14 protein-coding genes are annotated in these 16,664 nt (G+C 62.8%); 8 read left to right on the forward strand and 6 right to left on the reverse strand.

What is annotated here, in order from left to right:
* The first annotated feature begins 168 nt into the window (after positions 1-168).
* Complete coding sequence (locus RN01_RS15790) at positions 169-456, forward strand: hypothetical protein (RefSeq protein WP_024570955.1); 288 nt, start codon at positions 169-171, stop codon at positions 454-456.
* Between the two features lie 153 nt (positions 457-609).
* On the opposite strand, the gene RN01_RS15795 is transcribed toward RN01_RS15790, so the two are convergent.
* Positions 610-1,629: a fimbrial protein gene (locus RN01_RS15795; RefSeq protein ID WP_029700550.1), complete on the reverse strand. Its 1,020-nt coding sequence runs from the start codon at positions 1,627-1,629 to the stop codon at positions 610-612.
* A gap of 212 nt (positions 1,630-1,841) precedes the next feature.
* Here RN01_RS15795 and RN01_RS15800 point away from each other — a divergent pair, with 212 nt between their 5' ends.
* The 5 genes from RN01_RS15800 (at position 1,842) to RN01_RS15820 (ending at position 6,572) form a co-directional block, all read left to right on the forward strand.
* Positions 1,842-2,285, forward strand: a complete 444-nt coding sequence (locus RN01_RS15800) for a thioesterase family protein (RefSeq protein WP_024570954.1) — start codon at positions 1,842-1,844, stop codon at positions 2,283-2,285.
* A 169-nt stretch (positions 2,286-2,454) separates the two neighbouring features.
* Positions 2,455-3,522, forward strand: coding sequence for a porin (locus RN01_RS15805; RefSeq protein ID WP_039016686.1), 1,068 nt, complete (start codon positions 2,455-2,457; stop codon positions 3,520-3,522).
* Positions 3,523-3,945: 423 nt separating this feature from the next.
* Complete coding sequence (locus tag RN01_RS15810; protein ID WP_017513538.1) at positions 3,946-4,845, forward strand: TauD/TfdA family dioxygenase; 900 nt, start codon at positions 3,946-3,948, stop codon at positions 4,843-4,845.
* A 24-nt stretch (positions 4,846-4,869) separates the two neighbouring features.
* Positions 4,870-5,931: a 3-keto-5-aminohexanoate cleavage protein gene (locus RN01_RS15815; RefSeq protein WP_017513539.1), complete on the forward strand. Its 1,062-nt coding sequence runs from the start codon at positions 4,870-4,872 to the stop codon at positions 5,929-5,931.
* A gap of 212 nt (positions 5,932-6,143) precedes the next feature.
* Positions 6,144-6,572, forward strand: coding sequence for a molybdopterin-binding protein (locus RN01_RS15820; protein WP_017513540.1), 429 nt, complete (start codon positions 6,144-6,146; stop codon positions 6,570-6,572).
* Positions 6,573-6,686: 114 nt separating this feature from the next.
* Here RN01_RS15820 and RN01_RS15825 read toward each other — a convergent pair whose 3' ends face one another.
* From RN01_RS15825 to RN01_RS15835, 3 genes are read right to left on the reverse strand one after another with little or no spacing between them, the layout of a single operon-like run.
* Positions 6,687-8,597 carry an alpha/beta hydrolase gene (locus RN01_RS15825; protein WP_017513541.1) on the reverse strand — a complete coding sequence of 637 codons (1,911 nt, stop codon included), beginning with the start codon at positions 8,595-8,597 and terminating at the stop codon, positions 6,687-6,689.
* A gap of 3 nt (positions 8,598-8,600) precedes the next feature.
* Positions 8,601-9,347, reverse strand: coding sequence for an acetoacetyl-CoA reductase (gene phbB / locus RN01_RS15830; RefSeq protein WP_011519529.1), 747 nt, complete (start codon positions 9,345-9,347; stop codon positions 8,601-8,603).
* Positions 9,344-9,883 (reverse strand): hypothetical protein, encoded by a 540-nt coding sequence (locus RN01_RS15835; protein WP_017513542.1) that lies wholly within the window; start codon positions 9,881-9,883, stop codon positions 9,344-9,346. Before RN01_RS15835 ends, phbB begins: the two co-directional genes overlap by 4 nt.
* Before the next feature lie 462 nt (positions 9,884-10,345).
* Here RN01_RS15835 and RN01_RS15845 point away from each other — a divergent pair, with 462 nt between their 5' ends.
* Positions 10,346-11,839, forward strand: a complete 1,494-nt coding sequence (locus tag RN01_RS15845; protein WP_024570952.1) for a bifunctional aminoglycoside phosphotransferase/ATP-binding protein — start codon at positions 10,346-10,348, stop codon at positions 11,837-11,839.
* Between the two features lie 38 nt (positions 11,840-11,877).
* On the opposite strand, the gene RN01_RS15850 is transcribed toward RN01_RS15845, so the two are convergent.
* Positions 11,878-12,753, reverse strand: coding sequence for a lysozyme inhibitor LprI family protein (locus RN01_RS15850; protein WP_223277369.1), 876 nt, complete (start codon positions 12,751-12,753; stop codon positions 11,878-11,880).
* A gap of 287 nt (positions 12,754-13,040) precedes the next feature.
* Here RN01_RS15850 and RN01_RS15855 point away from each other — a divergent pair, with 287 nt between their 5' ends.
* Complete coding sequence (locus RN01_RS15855) at positions 13,041-15,005, forward strand: sigma-54-dependent Fis family transcriptional regulator (RefSeq protein WP_024570951.1); 1,965 nt, start codon at positions 13,041-13,043, stop codon at positions 15,003-15,005.
* Between the two features lie 58 nt (positions 15,006-15,063).
* Here RN01_RS15855 and RN01_RS15860 read toward each other — a convergent pair whose 3' ends face one another.
* Positions 15,064-16,584 (reverse strand): aldehyde dehydrogenase family protein, encoded by a 1,521-nt coding sequence (locus tag RN01_RS15860; RefSeq protein ID WP_024570950.1) that lies wholly within the window; start codon positions 16,582-16,584, stop codon positions 15,064-15,066.
* Positions 16,585-16,664 lie beyond the last annotated feature (80 nt).

Raw genomic sequence — 16,664 nt, forward strand, 5'->3', positions numbered from 1 at the left:
CTGAAATGTCCCACTCCAAACTTTCCGAATCATCACGACCCCAATTCACGCCATCCTCACAACCACTACTAGCGGCTGCGGCCATTGCCGGCAATCCTGAAGCAATAGCTTCCGGCGTGAAATGGCGGAACTCTTAAATCACCGCCCAGCGCCCAGGTTCACGCTGACGTGTGGCAGAGCCCGCTGCGGCATTCATGGTGTCAAGGATTCGGCGGCCTGAAGGCGATCTTCGATCTCGAAAGCAGCATCTCGCTCGAACCCTGTGCACAGGATAACCGGACCCCGCTCTTCTATCAGGCCTCTATCGTCGGTCTGATCAACAAGTACGGAACCGTTGCGCCGGGCCGCCAGACCACCCCACTGTATGACACCGCGATTCAATTCGACCCGATGGGCTTTGCGCCGCGGCACTCGCTCTACAAGCGCGCCTCGCACCCTGCGGCTCACCGTTACTGATACGGCGCAAGGCCGTGCTGGATTCCGTGATTGGAGGACTGCTGCCAGGACTTGGCGGACGGATGCTGGCGGCGCGCTGAAGCCTTGCGTTCCCCGCCAATTCACCGGGAATGCGACGGGGGCGGGAGAGGATCGTTATCGGCCACCATCGGCCTACTGATAGTCGAAAGTGAAAACCATCGCACCCCTCACGGCGCCCGGACTGGGTCTGGCTGAAAGACTGTGGTACCGGAACGCATAGCGATACGAGGCCATGCCGTTGGCGGAAATGTTGCCAAGATGATTGCGCGTTTGCAGGGGTACGGGGGAATAGGTGCCGCCATCGATCAATTGCACGCCTACCCCGCTGGCCACGCCAGCCGCGCCTTCGTTCTGGATGCCCAGCACGCCCGTGGAAGCGGATCTGACAGGGGTCCCGCCGGCGCCATCGAAGGATATGCCCACAACTGCCGCGCCGTCGCATGTGAGCCCGATGGAGAATGGGGCAAAGCCCGTCGTCGAACCATTCCCGGAAAGACTCGATGCCGTGGCATCCGGAAGGGCAACGGTCGTCGGAGCACGCCTCGTGCAGGTAATCTGACGTGGCGTGGCGCTGCCGGTGAACCCGATGTGGTTCCCTCCACGGCCCAGGCCGACTGCTGAATGATAAACGCCAAGACCAAAAAGCGTTTGCGCGGGGTCCAGGCTACCTTGACCGATCGCTCCCGTTTTCACGAATTCGATGGAAACGGACACCGCGTACGAAAAGTCAGCCGCTAAAGTTCCCAGAGCCGCCGCTCTTGTATCGCATCCAGTACCGAAAGCATTGATCATAGGCTGTCCCGCGGCGTTCCGTAGCCGAATGCCAATGCCAGCGACACCTGTCGAATACACGCCTGGGGTGATTTCTCTGCCGCTGCCGTAATAGCACGCAATGATCGGCGCGCCCGCATAGATCGATTGGTTGCCATCCGCGACACATCGACCGCTGAACGTATAGTTTCGCCTCGTGCCCGGGATCTCCGCGCCGACCGCAAGGTTAACCGCCACAGCCATATTGTTCATGGCCTGCAAGTACGGCATGGAAGACGATGACGAGCAGACTCCCAGTGCATGAGCAGCACCAGGAACGGCCACGAAGACCAGTACACACAGCATCTTCTTGAGTGTCTCAATCCATACTCGTCTAGTCATCACGCTCCCCAGTTCACGCCATCCTCACAGCCACTACTGGCTACGACCATTTGTTGCGATCCTGATGCAATTGCCTCCGATGTGAAATCGTAGAATCCTTAAATTGCCGCCCAGCGGTCAGGTTCACGATGAGGTGCGGCAAAGCGAGCACACAGAGAGAATCGACTAAGATGGCAGCCTCTTTCGATCCACGCTGCCCTGCCAGCCCCATCATGGCCCGCCTCAAACTCGACCTGCCAGCCGACCAGTTCTGCTACTCCACCCACCTGACCGTTCGCGTCACCGACATCAATTCGGCCAATCACCTGGCCAACGACTCGATGATTTCGATGATCTCGGAGGCACGGGCCCGCTTCCTCTTCGAGTTCGGCAGCGAGGGCGACCGCGTGGACGGTGCGGGCATCATCGTCACCGATCTGGCCACGATGTATCGCAAGGAGGCCCACGCACGCGACCAGCTTCTGTTCGAGGTGGGGGTGATGGACTTCAACAAGTACGGCGGCGACATCATCTTCCGCATCACGCGCCCGCAGGATGGCGCCCTGATCGCCATGGCCAAATCCGGCTTCGTCTTCTTCGACTACGCCACCACGCGCGTGGTGCCGATGCCCGATGGCTTTGCCGCGCGCTTCCCGAAGGTGAACTGGGTCGATTGAGCCAACACAAGCGCTGCGCCCACGGCGCGGAGTAGTCCCGTCCTTCTCCCGCCCCCCTTCTCTGCCTGCCCGCGCCCGTGACGATGCGGCTGTAATCTCGCCGCAATCGAAACGAAATGTCGGCATTTCTATACTCGCCGCTCCAATTCAATAACTGGAGAGAGAGTCCATGAATGTTCGTCACGGCGTTGCGATGGCAACCCTGGGGATGATTGCAGGCACTGCGTCCGCGCAATCCAGCGTCACGCTATATGGCGTCGCCGACGTTGGTATCGAGTACCTCAGTAACGTGCCTTCGGCCAACGGCGGCGCCAGCCAGGTACGGATGGCATCCGGCAACATGCCCACATCCCGCTGGGGCATTCGTGGTGTCGAGGACCTCGGCGGCGGCCTGAAGGCGATCTTCGATCTCGAAAGCGGTATTTCGCTCGATACCGGCGCGCAAAACAACCGGACCCGGCTGTTCGATCGGACCTCTATCGTAGGTCTGAGCAGCAAGTACGGAACCGTCACGCTGGGCCGCCAGACCACCCCGCTGTATGACACCGCGATCCAACTCGACCCGATGGGCTTTGCGCCGCGGTACTCGCTCTACAAGAGTGACGACGTGCTGGCCGGCCGCGCGGACAACTCGATCAAGTACCGTGGCACGTTCAACGGCCTGACGGCCAGCGGCTTGTACAGTTTCAGCCGAACCGGTGGCGGAGAAGTCCCTGGCAACTACACTGTCGACCGCAATCTCGGTATCTCGCTGTCCTATGAGGTGAGTTCCTTCGCGATCGGCGCGGTATATGACGAGTACCAGGGCTCCACACTTGCAACCGCCGAACGCAAGGACCGGCGCATGCTGGTCGGCGCGAGCTACGCCTTCGGACCGGCAAAGGCCTTCATCGGCTATCGCTGGTACAACGGCAACGTCGGCGCCATGCCGACCGACCGCTCCGATCTGTACTGGGCGGGTCTGCGCTACAGCGTGACTCCCGCGCTGAAGCTGACCGGCGCGGCGTACTACACGAACATGCGCAACTCCGGGGCCGACCCGATCATGTTCGTCGCCTCGGCAGACTATGCATTCTCCAAGCGCACGGACGTATACATGAATGCCGGCTACGCGCTGAACCGCGGCAACTCCCAGCTCGGCATGAACGGATTCAACGCGCCGAGCGGCAGCCCGACCAACGTCGTTCCCGGCACGGACCAGACTGGCCTGGTGGTCGGCGTGCGTCACAAGTTCTGAAGCGCTGAACGATCGGCAGCACCGACACTTTCTTGCGAGGGCAAGAGGGTTCTTGGCCTCCGGCTTCCGGAGGCCTTTTTTTTCGTTTGCCATCGCCCTGGAAGGACGTACGCACGATCCACCAGCCAACGCACACGGCAATCTGCCGCGGCGCTATTTTCCTTGATCGGAATCAAACGGGGGATTCTGAAGCCTCGCCACTGTCATCAGACGCAATGCCGATGGCATGAAATGCAAAGTCTGGCGTACCCACAACTCCTACCTTGATGCCAACGCCATGTGCGTTGAATTACCACATCAAAACGATAGGAGACAGATCTTGGCAACGTCCAGCATTCCCTTTCGCATTTCCCTTCGCAATACCCTTTGCGTTCCCCCTCGCACCACCCAGTGCGCACCCGTAACCTTCGAGGAGGCACGCTGATGCGCATCGAACCAATGACCGCCAGCATCGGCGCCGAGCTCGTGGGCGTCAGGCTTTCCGATGCGATTCATGACGATGGCCTGTTCGACGAAATCCGTGCCGCGCTGCTGCGACACAAGGTGCTGTTCCTGCGCGACCAGGACATCTCCCGCGCTGAACATGTGGCGTTCGCCGAGCGCTTCGGCAAGCTCGAGGATCACCCGGTAGCCGGCAGCCACCCCGATCATCCAGGGCTCGTGCAGATCTACAAGCGGCCGGACCAGCCGATGGATCGCTACGAGAACGCCTGGCATACCGATGCCACGTGGCGTGAGGCGCCACCTCTGGGTTGCGTGCTGCGCTGCGTGGAATCGCCCGAGATCGGCGGCGACACGATGTGGGCCAACATGGTGCTCGCCTACGAGAACCTGCCCGCTCATATCAAGACGCAGATTGCCGGCCTACGCGCGCGGCACAGCATCGAGGCGAGCTTCGGTGCTGCCATGCCGATCGAGAAGCGCCTGGCGCTGAAGGCGCAGTACCCCGACCCCGAACACCCAGTCGTGCGGGTCCATCCCGAGACTGGCGAGAAGGTCCTCTTCGTCAATGCGTTCACCACGCACTTCTCCAACTTTCATACGCCCGCGCACGTCCGCTACGGGCAGGACTACAACCCGGGCGCGGGCGAACTGCTGCGCTACCTGATCAGCCAGGCATTCATTCCCGAGTACCAGGTGCGCTGGCGCTGGAAGGCCAACAGCATGGCGATCTGGGACAACCGGAGCACCCAGCACTACGCGGTGATGGACTACGCACCGTGCCATCGCAAGATGGAGCGCGCCGGCATCATCGGCGACAAGCCCTTCGGCATCGGCGAAGGCGAAGTCAAGGCAGAGTCGGCGCAGCCGGCCACGGCCTGAACGTTCAATTCCACGGAGAGAGACATGGATTTCATCGACGGTTCGATGTTCCCGGAAAACCAGCAGAAGCTCGTCATTACCGCCGCGCCGTATGGGCCCGAGTGGATACCTTCCGATTTTCCGGAAGACATCCCGGTGACGATGGAGCAGCAGATCCAGAAGGCGGTGGACTGCTATAACGCCGGGGCCACCGTGCTGCACGTTCACGTGCGTGAAGCGGACGGCAAGGGTTCCAAGCGGCTGTCCAAGTTCAACGAACTGCTGGCCGGTATCCGTGCCCGCGTGCCGGACATGATCCTGCAGGTGGGCGGATCGATCTCGTTCGCGCCGGAGAGCGAAGGCGACGTGGCCAAGTGGCTGTCGGACGATACGCGCCACATGCTGGCCGAACTGAAGCCGACGCCGGACCAGGTGACCATCGCGATCAACACCAACCAGATGAACGTGGTGGAACAGATGTGCGCGGCCGACGTGGCGGGCACCTCGCTGGCCGAACCGGCCAACTACCGCGCCTATCGCGAAATGACGATTCCGGCTGGCCCGGAGTGGGTGGAGGAGCATATCCGCCGGCTCAGCATCAACGGCATCCAGACCCACTTCCAGCTTGCCAACATCGCGCAACTGGAAACGGTGGAGCGGATGATGCGCCGGGGCAGCTGCAATGTGCCCCTGATCCTGACCTGGGTGGCGATTGGCGGCGGCTTCGAGGCGCCAAACCTCTACAACCTCGCCAACTTCGTGCGCGCTTGCCCGAACGGCTCGGTGCTGACGCTGGAAACGTCGATGCTGAACGTGCTGCCGCTGAACATGATGGCGATTGCCATGGGCCTGCATGTGCGCTGCGGCATCGAGGACAACCTCTGGACGCAGCGGCGCGACCGCAAGATCGGCACAGTCGAGCAGATCGAGCAGCTCGTGCGCATCTCGCGCGAGTTCGGCCGGGATGTCGCCAACGCGAAGGAAGCGCGCGAGATCTACAAGCTCGGGACGTTCTACGACAGCGCCAACGAGACGTTGGCGGAGAACGGCTTCGCGCCGAACCGCAAACCCGGCCAGGTAGGCTTTACACAGCACGCACGCCGCTAAGGCGCTAAGACCCTAGGGCCATCCTGCTCGCCAATGCCCCGACAGCCGACCTGGCAGTCGGGGCATTGGTCGTCCCATGGATTGCAAGTGACTCCGGCAGCGCGGTAATTCCCACTGGGTGATAGGTGTCATACGCACCGGCACCTTGTCACGACCTACCAACCCGCGCAAACTCCCCAAGATCGACAACTTTCCTTCCTGGGGTAACGGGTATGCAGACCAGCGCGCGCAATCAGTTTTCCGGTGTCGTTGCACAAGCCACGGCTGGCGCCGTCAACGACGAGATCATCATTGACATCACCGGTGGCCAGCAGATCGTCGCCACCGTCACCCACGACAGCGCCGCCCGCCTGGGCCTGAAGACCGGCGCCAAGGTCGTCGCGCTGGTCAAGGCAACGTCCGTCATCGTGATGGTCGATGCGGATGCCACCAAGGTTTCGGCCCGAAACTTCGTGCAAGGCAAGGTCACGAACCTGACCAAGGGCGCCGTCAATGCCGATGTGACAATCACGGGTGACAACGGCATGGCCGTCGCCGCAATCATTACCAACGCAAGCGTAGACCGGCTGGGCCTGGCTGTCGGCAAACCGGCCGCCGCCATGTTCAAGGCATCGAGCGTGATCGTTGGCGTGGACAACTGAGTCGGTATCCGCGCGACCAGAACGGTCGGCGGAAAAACGAGAAAAACTCCGGTGACGATACCGTCCACCGGAGCACGGGCCTTGCAATAGCGATCAGCAGCCAGCAGTCATCAATCAGCCCTGCATGACGTACTCGCCGGGCGCATCCCGGAGCGAACCCGGCGCGGGATCGCGTGGCGCGCAGCGGCCCGAGGACTGTTCGGCCAGCCACTCATGCCAGCACGGCCACCATGAACCGTCATGCCTGGTGGCCTCTTCGGCGTATCGATCGGGATCCCTGTATTCACCGTTCGGCGCCCGCGTGGCCACACGGTAGCGGCGACCCTTGTGGCCCGGCTCCGAAACAACACCCGCGTTGTGACCGCCAGACGTCAGCACGAAGGTCAGCGCGTTGTGCGTCAGCAGATGCAGCTTGTAGGCGGATTTCCACGGCGCCACGTGATCGTGCTCGGTGCCAACCACGAACATCGGCGCCTCGACATCGGCCATGGCCACGGGGTAACCATCCACGCAGAACCGGCCTTCGGCCAGTTCATTGCGGAGGAAGAGCCGTGACAGCACTTCGCTATGCATGCGATACGGCAGGCGTGTCGTGTCGCGGTTCCAGGACATCAGGTCATTGGGGCGATCGCGCTCGCCCAGCAGGTACTCCCGCAGCACCCGAGACCAGACCAGATCCCTGGCGCGCAGCATCGAGAAGGCTTGCGCCATCTGGAAGCCATCGAGGTACCCCTGCTTGCGCATCAGCGCATCGAGCGTCGACAACGCGCTGTCATCGATGAACAGGCCAAGCTCGCCGGGTTCGTCGAAGTCGGTTTCCGTTGCAAATAGCGTCACGCTGCGCAGGCTGTCGTCCTTGTCGCGCGCCAGCTTCGCGGCGGCAATCGCCAGCAGCGTGCCGCCCAGACAGTACCCCACGGCGTGTACCTGCTCCTGGCCGCTGCGCTCACGCACGGTGGCCAGCGCGGTAAGCAGGCCCTGCTTGAGGTAGTCATCGAGGCTGTTATCGCGTGCCTCGGCGCCCGGGTTGCGCCATGACAGCATGAACACCGTATGACCCTGGTCCACGAGGTACTTCACCATCGAGTTCTGGGGCTGAAGATCGAGGATGTAGTACTTCATGATCCACGACGGCACGATCATGACCGGCTCGCGATACACCGAATCGGTAGTCGGGCTGTACTGGATCAGCTCGAACAGATCATTGCGGTAGACGACCTTCCCCGGCGTGATCCCCACATCGCGACCCACCACGTACGCATGCGGCAGCCGCCCGATCGGCAGATGCAACCGCTCGCCGACCGCATCATAGAGATCCTCCACGAAATTCCCCGCGCCGCGAACGAAGTTGGCGCCCCGCGTCTGCATCGTGGCATCCAGAACCGTCGGGTTCATCCACCAGACGTTGCTGGGAGACATCATGTCGAGCCATTGGCGCGCGCAAAATGCCGCGATCCGCTGATGATGCGGAGAGAGCCCATCGACGTCGCTGGTCAGCGCCATCCACAATGACTCAAGCCGCAGGAAACCATCGCGCAAGACGCAGTACGGCCAGTTTTCCCAGCCCGGCGCGGAAAAGCGCTGATCGGTGACGACCGGCGGACGCGGCATGAACGGCGGCGCCAGCGAATACTCGGCGGCGGCCGTGGCCTGCCACTGCAACGCGGCCCGCCAGCGTTTGCCGGGCGAGGCCGCCAGATGCATGGCCCAGTCGGTCCAGGCTAGCGCCAGCGACCCGAAGGAAACGCCGCCGGTCATCGAGGCGAGCAATGCCCTGACCTGCTCGTCATAGGCGACGTCAGGCCGCAGCGGCGGTGGTTCCGGGCAGGTAGCCGCAGCCGGAGCGGGGGAAGCTGCCGGAGCCAATTTGGCCGGTGCCGATGCGGCGGTCTTCTGCGCAGCCGGAACCGAAGGGGTTGATGTCGATGGCTTGGGTGAGGTGGCCTTCGCCCGTTTGGCGGGCGTGGCCTGTTCAATCAGCGTATCCGTGGCGTGCTCGAGGGCGACTGGCTTCTTGGGGCGCATGCATCAATCCATATGTTGGCCACCATTGATGGCAAGGTTGGCGCCGGTCACGTACGCGCCATCGTCCGAGCAGAGGTAACTGATCAGCGCGGCCACTTCCTTCGGCTGACCCAGGCGGCCGACCGGAATCTGCGGAATCACGTGCTGGTCGAGCACGTCCTGCGGCACTGCCCTCACCATCTTCGTATCGAGATAACCGGGAGAAACGGTGTTGACCGTCACGCCCTTGCTGGCCAGCTCCAGCGCCAGCGATTTGCTGAATCCGTGGATGCCGGCCTTTGCCGCGGCATAGTTAGTCTGGCCAAACGCGCCCTTCGAGCCGTTGATCGATGAGATGTTCACGATCCGGCCCCAGCGACGCTCCACCATGCCTTCGCAGAACGGCTTGGTCATGTTGAACACCGAATCGAGGTCGGTAGACATCACGGCGCGCCAGGCCTCGTGCGTCATCTTGCGCAAGGTGGAATCGCGCGTGATGCCGGCATTGTTGATCAGGACATCCACCGGGCCCACCTCGGACAGAATTCTGGCCGCGCATTGCTGGCAGGATTCGAAGTCGGCCACATCCACCGGGTAGGCCACGAACTCGCGTTGCTGCGTACTGTGTTCGCGCAGCCAGGTCGCGACATGATCGTTGCCAAGCGAATGCGTGACGACCACGCGAAATCCGTCGCTCAGCAGCCTTTCGGCGATGGCTTCGCCCAGACCGCCCATACCGCCCGTCACTACCGCAATGCGTCCGGAGCTCATGATGTCGCACCGCCCTTGGCGGCGCGCGAACGGCTGGCGCTGGTCGCAGTCGTGGTGGACTCGCTGGGCGGTACCACCCCAAACGGCGTCATCTTTCCAAGTCGCTCGTAGAACTCGGCCAGGGAGGCGGACAGCGGATCGAGCACGGCAGCGCCATTGCCCCTTGCAGTCGTCTCGCTGGTGGTCTCGACTCGCTTCACCCAGTCACTGCCACATTCCCGGCACTGCTCGAGCCACGCCGACGTCGCTTCGACCAGGACCTTGCCATAGGCCCGTGCCAGCGCGGCCTGCGCCTCTGCCTGATCTGTCAGTGTCTGCGCCTGCGCGGCTTGCAACGAAGCCCAGTCTGCAACCCCCGCCATACGGCTTTGCGCACTATGCATCGCGGTCAGGCGATGCTCCAGGCTCTTCAGATGGGTCTCGATCAGGTTGCGGCGGGTTTCAGCCGCAAGCGCCGCGAACTTGTAACTGTTCTCGAGAAACGCACGGGCCGCATCCAGCATCGGATCGGTGGCCGCAGAACGGAGCATTGCCATTGCTATCTCCTTGAGTTGACGTGATGGGGTGACGATCCGTCATTCGATCGAGTCTAGGCATAGGGCTAGGCCACCAATTGACGTATGTCAAGTTTGACGGGAATGTAGAAATCCATCGAACATTGCAGAAAGTCCGACACCCTTTTACCCAAAGGGTTGCACTTGGATGCACTAAACGCGGCCGATTCCTGTATCGACCGCGTGCCGGTCAAGTCCAATAGCTCCCACGCCGTCGATTCGATCTCCGGCTTGTGGGGCGGATAGGCCTCCATTCCGGGCTCGTATGGAAGTGGGGGCGCGTTGCACATGCGATCTGCCGTGCTACCGGAGAGTCTGGGGATAGTCTGACCCAACCGCATCCACCTACGCCCCCTTAGATTGATGCGAATCAATCTTGCTAACCCTCTTCCCACTACGCTGAGATACAGGAAGAACGCTAGCGCATGGAATAAGGAAGCGTGCATGGATGACCCAGCATTGACCTACGCATTACTGCAACCCAGTGCATATCCCCCGCCGGTTCAGGACGTTCAGGTCATCGAGACGCATATTTCGCGTGTGTTCCTGGCGGGGCAATTCGCCTACAAGGTCCGCAAGCCCGTCAAGTTCGATTTCGTGGATTTCTCGACCCCACAAGCCCGACACGCTGACTGCGAGGCAGAACTGCGCCTGAACCGTCGCTTCGCTCCGGCGCTTTACCTCGATGTTCTGCCAATCGTCGCGGGCGAAACGCCGGGTGCCGTCGTCGTCGGCGGCAGGGGCACACCACTGGAGTACGCGGTCAGGATGCGGCGGTTCGCACAGCACGATCTACTCATCGACATGTTGGGCGCAGGCCGCTTGGGGCCGGATCACATCGATGCGCTCGCCAGGGACATCGCGATCTTTCACGCTGCGCAACCGCGTGCTGCCCCACACGAAGGCTTCGGCACTCCGGCCAGTATCGACGCCACGCTTGCAGAATGTCTGGACGGCCTGGCACGGCTGACCTTCGATCGAAACATGACAGACCGCGTCGCGAACGCCGCGCGGGCACGGGCTGCGGCACTGCAAGGTGCTTTCCAGACGAGACTGCGCCACGGCCATGTTCGCGAGTGCCACGGCGACCTGCACCTGGGCAACATCGTCCTGCTCGACGGCAATCCGACGCCCTTCGACTGCCTCGAATTCGAACCTCGCCTGCGCTGGATCGACACGGCCAGCGATATCGCATTCCCGTTCATGGATCTACTGCACCACGGCAGGCAGGACCTTGCCTATCGGTTACTCAACGGCTATCTGGAGCGCCATGGCGACTATGCCGGGCTGGCGGTGCTGCCGTTCTACGTCGCCATGCGGGCGCTCGTACGCGCGCGCGTGCGACTGGAGTGTGCCCGGCAACGCCATATCGAAAGCACTGCGCTTGATCTCGTACACGTCGAATGCCGCGCCCTGCTGAATCTGGCGTTCCAGTTTCTGACGTTGCCCGCAGCGCCTCTGTGGGCGATGCACGGCCTCTCTGGTAGCGGGAAATCAACCGTCGCGGCAACCATGAGCGAAACACGCGCCATGGTGCGCGTCCGCTCCGACGTGGAACGCAAGCGGTTGCGCAACGCAAACGCGCAGCAGGAATCCAGGTACTCAGACAGCGTGACGGCACGCACGTATCGCCGCCTGCTGGCCATTTGCAGGCTGGGCTGCACGGCAGGCTTTCCGATGATCGCCGATGCGACATTCCTCTCGCATGACCAGCGCGCCCGCTTCGCAAATCAGGCACGTCGATTGGGAGTACGGTTCTTCATCGTCGATTGCAAAGCGCCAGTCGAAACCTTGCGCGCGCGCATCGTCGCCCGGGCGCTGGCACGCCAAGACCCGTCGGACGCGGATCTGGCCGTGCTTGACCTGCAATTGCGCACGCATGACCCACTGACCACGGAAGAACGGATCCACATGGTGCCCGCCGATCACCCGGGCTAGTGCCATCGGCATCGGCATTGGCATCGCCCTGCCTGTCCCTACGACCGCACTCGCTGCAGTTCGTCAATGCGGCGTTGATAGCTCCGCATCAGGCAGGCCTTGTCCACACACACGTTGCGCGAATCGCGGAGCCACGTCCGTTGGTCCGCCCGCAGCCGCGCCTTGTTGGGCGATGTCTTCATCTTCTGATCGTAGATCCGCGCCAATTGGTCGTCGGCGCGGGTCAGCTCCGCATCTCCGCATATGAGCTGCCCCGCGACGGATGTCAGCTTGCTGCAGCCAAAGCTCCGGGCGAGCGCATCCTTCGCGCCGCTCCGCCCCTCCAATCGCCCCGGCTTGCATAGCCCCTGCAGCGACCTGCAAGCGATGTTCGGGCCGACCCATGCCATTTCGGTAGCGCCATACTTATCTACGAAGCGATTGATGGCCGCGTGGCTGACGCCTCTCAGCATTGCGTTTGCCGCGATGATCTCATTGCAGAGCGAGTCCTCTGCATAGGTATTGCCCTCGTGACGGTAGCAGCTATGAAAGCCCAGCATGCCGCTGCCGACAACGCTCCGACGCGCCCCCGAGGCGAACAGGATCGACGCACAGGCGGACGCGCATTTCGCGCCATTGGGGACCACGGTATAGATGTGCGCCTTGTCCATGACGTCGACCATGCGGAAGGCGGCCTCGACATTCCCGCCCGGACTATCCAGGATGAACACGACCAACCCTTCGTCATCGCGATCGGCCCGTTTCACGGCCGACTGAAACCGCCTTGCGTCACCATCTTCGATCCGCCCCTCCCCGACCACCATTTTCATATTGAGCTGTGGCTGGTAATAGATCCTGAAACCCATTGCCGCAGCCACGCCGGGAGCAGCCAGCACCGCAACCAAGCAAAGCCACGGCAGCAGCCGTTGCAGCACGGATCGCGCCGCACTGTTATTGCTTGCCTGGCCCACGATGCCTCGCATTCGCCATCTCCCTGGAAAGCGGACAGCATAGCCTCGAATCCGTCTCCGGAGCGCATGCGGCTTCGCGGCGCCTCGTCGCAGTTACCACCAGTCCGCAATGGATTATCCGGACGCCATTCGGCGCCGAGTTAGGGTAATGTGTGCGTGTCCACAGCCTGCGGCGTCACTTCGCCTGCACGGTTGCGGGCGATCCCCCGGCCAGACGCGCACGGACACGGGGCGACTTAAAGGAGACATCCATGATTTCCCACGTGGCCGCCGCCGGGCGCGCTTCGCGAGGCGGCACGTCCAGCGAGGCCCCGGAGACCGATCAGCCCGGACTGATCGCCCAAGCGCACGAGCGTTCGAAATCGTATGGCCTGCGGCCCCATGAATCGCCCGAGTTCCTCCCCGCGCGGCCAAGCGAGCTGAAGACGCAGATCGAGCGCAGCCAGTCGCTGTTCACCCACGCGTTACCTGTCATGGAGACGCTCCACAACCAGATCGTCAACACGCAAAGCATGGTGATCCTGACCGACTCGGCTGGATTGATCCTGCATTCGCTTGGCGATGATGACTTTCTGGCAAAGGCCAGCAAGGTGGCCTTGCAGCCGGGCGCGCTGTGGTCCGAGGAACGCCGGGGCACCAACGCCATCGGCACGGCGCTGGCCGAGGGTCGACCCACGCTGGTCCACGCCGCCGAGCACTACCTGGAAGCCAACCGGTTCCTCACCTGCTCCTGCGCGCCGATCCTCGACCCGTACGGCAGGACCGTCGGCGCGCTCGACGTCACCGGCGATCATCGCGGCTTTCACAAGCACACCATGGCCCTGGTGCGCATGTCGGCGCAGATGATCGAGAACCAGTTGTTCGCCAATGCCTTCCAGGATGTGGTGTGCGTGCACTTCCACTCGCGGCCAGAGTTCATCGGCACGCTGGTCGAAGGCATCGCCGCTTTCACGCCTGCCGGGCGCTTTCTCTCCGCCAACCGGAGCGGCGTCTTCCAGCTGGAATTGTCGATCGGGGCCTTGCAGGCGCATACCTTCTCTTCGCTGTTCGGCATGTCGATGCCCCAGTTGATCGATTCGGAACGCGGCGCGCCCGCCGGCACTGTCCAATTGCAACTGCCGAGCGGCGTGAAGGTGTACGCGCGCGTCGAGTGGAAACGTCCCGCCAGCCAGATCGCGCGCGCCACCATAAGCGGCGACGCGGCCCGCGAGCGCGATACGGCGCCAGCACGCCGACCGGGCAACGGGACGTCGCAGCCAGACGGTCTGGATGCCCTCGATACTGGCGACACCCAGATCAAGAGCGTCATTGGCAAGCTGCGCAAGGTCATCGGCAAGGACATTCCGATCATGGTGCTGGGCGAGACCGGCACCGGCAAGGAGTTGCTGGCCCGTGCCATCCATGCCGACAGCCCACGCCGCGCCGGGCCATTCGTCGCCGTCAACTGCGCGTCGATTCCCGAGGCATTGATCGAGTCCGAACTGTTTGGCTACGAAGAGGGGGCCTTCACGGGCGCGAGAAAAAAGGGCGGCATCGGCAAGATGGTGCTGGCCAACGGCGGCACGCTGTTCCTCGACGAGATCGGCGATATGCCACTGCATCTGCAGGCGCGCCTGCTGCGCGCGCTACAGGAGCGTACGGTGTCGCCGCTGGGCAGCAACAAGCTGATTCAGGTCGACGTCGCCGTGGTTTGCGCCACGCACCGCAACATGCGCGAGATGATGGCCAGCGGCCAATTCCGCGAGGACCTGTATTACCGCCTGAATGGGTTCGTGGTGCGTCTGCCGGCGTTGCGCGAGCGTGACGACCTGGATGCCGTGGCGCAGAGGCTGCTGCAACAGAACCATGCGAATGCGCTGCCGCTCAGCGAACCAGTGACACGGATGCTGCGCAGCTACCACTGGCCCGGCAATATCCGCCAGCTCGCCAACCTGCTTCGCACCGCGCAACTGATGGCCGAGGGATCGCCAGAAATCACGGAAGACCACCTGCCTGACGACTTCCTCGAAGACTGGCGCGCGCGACACGCGGCGGAGCCGAACGGAAACGATACTCGCCCCAGTCGGCTCGCCGACATCGAAAGCATGGCCATCCTGACTGCGCTGAAGGCACACGACGGCAATATCTCGGCGACGGCCAAGGCGCTCGGCGTTTCACGCAATACCGTCTACCGCAGAATCGAGGAAGCGGGCGGCCCGTCGCCGCAGGGCGACTAACCGCCCTTCCCGATGGCGGGAGCGGAAGCAATCGCCCCCGCCAGCCATCAGCAGAAGTTCAGAAGAAGCCCAGCGGTTGCGTGTCGTAGCTGACCAGCAGGTTCTTGGTCTGCTGGTAGTGGTCGAGCATCATCTTGTGGGTCTCGCGGCCCACACCCGACTTCTTGTACCCGCCGAAAGCAGCGTGAGCGGGATACAGGTGGTAGCAGTTAGTCCACACGCGCCCCGCCTGGATGGCGCGGCCCACACGGTAGGCGCGGTTGATGTCGCGCGTCCACAGCCCCGCGCCCAATCCGTACTCGGTGTCGTTGGCGATCCGAACGGCCTCCGCTTCATCCTTGAATGTGGTCACGGCGATGACGGGCCCGAAGATTTCCTCCTGGAACACGCGCATATCGTTGCGGCCCTTGAGCAGCGTCGGCTTGATGTAGTAGCCCTTGGCAAGGCTTCCCGGCATGACCTCCACATCGCCGCCGACCAGGCATTCGGCGCCCTCTTCCCGGGCGATCTCCAGATAGCCGCGAATCTTGTTGTACTGCTGCTCGGACGCCTGCGCGCCGACCATGGTCTCGGTGTCGAGCGGATCGCCGCGCTTGATGGCGGCCACCTTGGTCATCACGGCATCCATGAAGCGGTTGTAGATGGATTCCTGCACCAGCGCGCGCGACGGGCACGTGCACACCTCGCCCTGGTTGAAGAACCCTAGCACCAGCCCTTCGGCCGCCTTCTCGATGAAGCTCGGCTCCGCCTGCATGATGTCCTCGAAGTAGATGTTGGGTGATTTGCCTCCCAGCTCCACGGTCGAAGGGATGATGTTCTCGGCCGCGCATTTGAGAATGTGCGAACCGACGGGGGTCGACCCAGTGAAGGCGATCTTGGCAATGCGCTTGCTGGTTGCCAGTGCCTCTCCGGCCTCCTTGCCGAAGCCGTGCACCACGTTCAGCACGCCCGGGGGCAGCAGGTCGCCAATCAGTTCCATCAGCACGTTGATCCCCAGCGGCGTCTGCTCGGCCGGCTTGAGCACGATGCAATTGCCAGCAGCCAGCGCGGGCGCCAGCTTCCATGCCGCCATCAGCAAGGGAAAGTTCCACGGGATGATCTGGCCCACCACGCCCAGCGGTTCGTGGATGTGGTACGCCACGGTGTGCTCGTTCAGCTCGGCCGCCGAGCCTTCCTGCGCGCGGATGCAGCCGGCGAAGTAGCGGAAATGGTCCACGGCCAGCGGGATATCGGCATTGAGCGTCTCGCGCACTGGCTTGCCGTTGTCCCACGTCTCGGTAACGGCCAGCAGTTCGAGGTTCTGCTCGATGCGGTCGGCAATCTTCAGCAGGATCAGCGAGCGGTCCTGTACCGCGGTGCGGCCCCAGGCGCCAGCCGCGGCGTGGGCGGCGTCGAGCGCAAGGTTAATGTCCTCGGCGGTCGAGCGCGGAAATTCGGCGATCGCCTCACCGGTCACCGGCGTGGTGTTGGTGAAGTACTGGCCCTGGACTGGCGGCACGAACTCGCCGCCGATGAAGTTGCCGTAGCGCGGCTTGAACGAAACGATGGCGCCAGGGGTGCCGGGATGGGCGTAACGCATGGACTGTCTCCTGATGGATGAGTGACGACGCCAGCGTTCTGGTCTGATTCTGCGTGGCGTCCATGCGTTATTTGCAAAAC

This window comes from Cupriavidus sp. SHE, assembly GCF_000812445.1.
Lineage (GTDB): Bacteria > Pseudomonadota > Gammaproteobacteria > Burkholderiales > Burkholderiaceae > Cupriavidus > Cupriavidus metallidurans.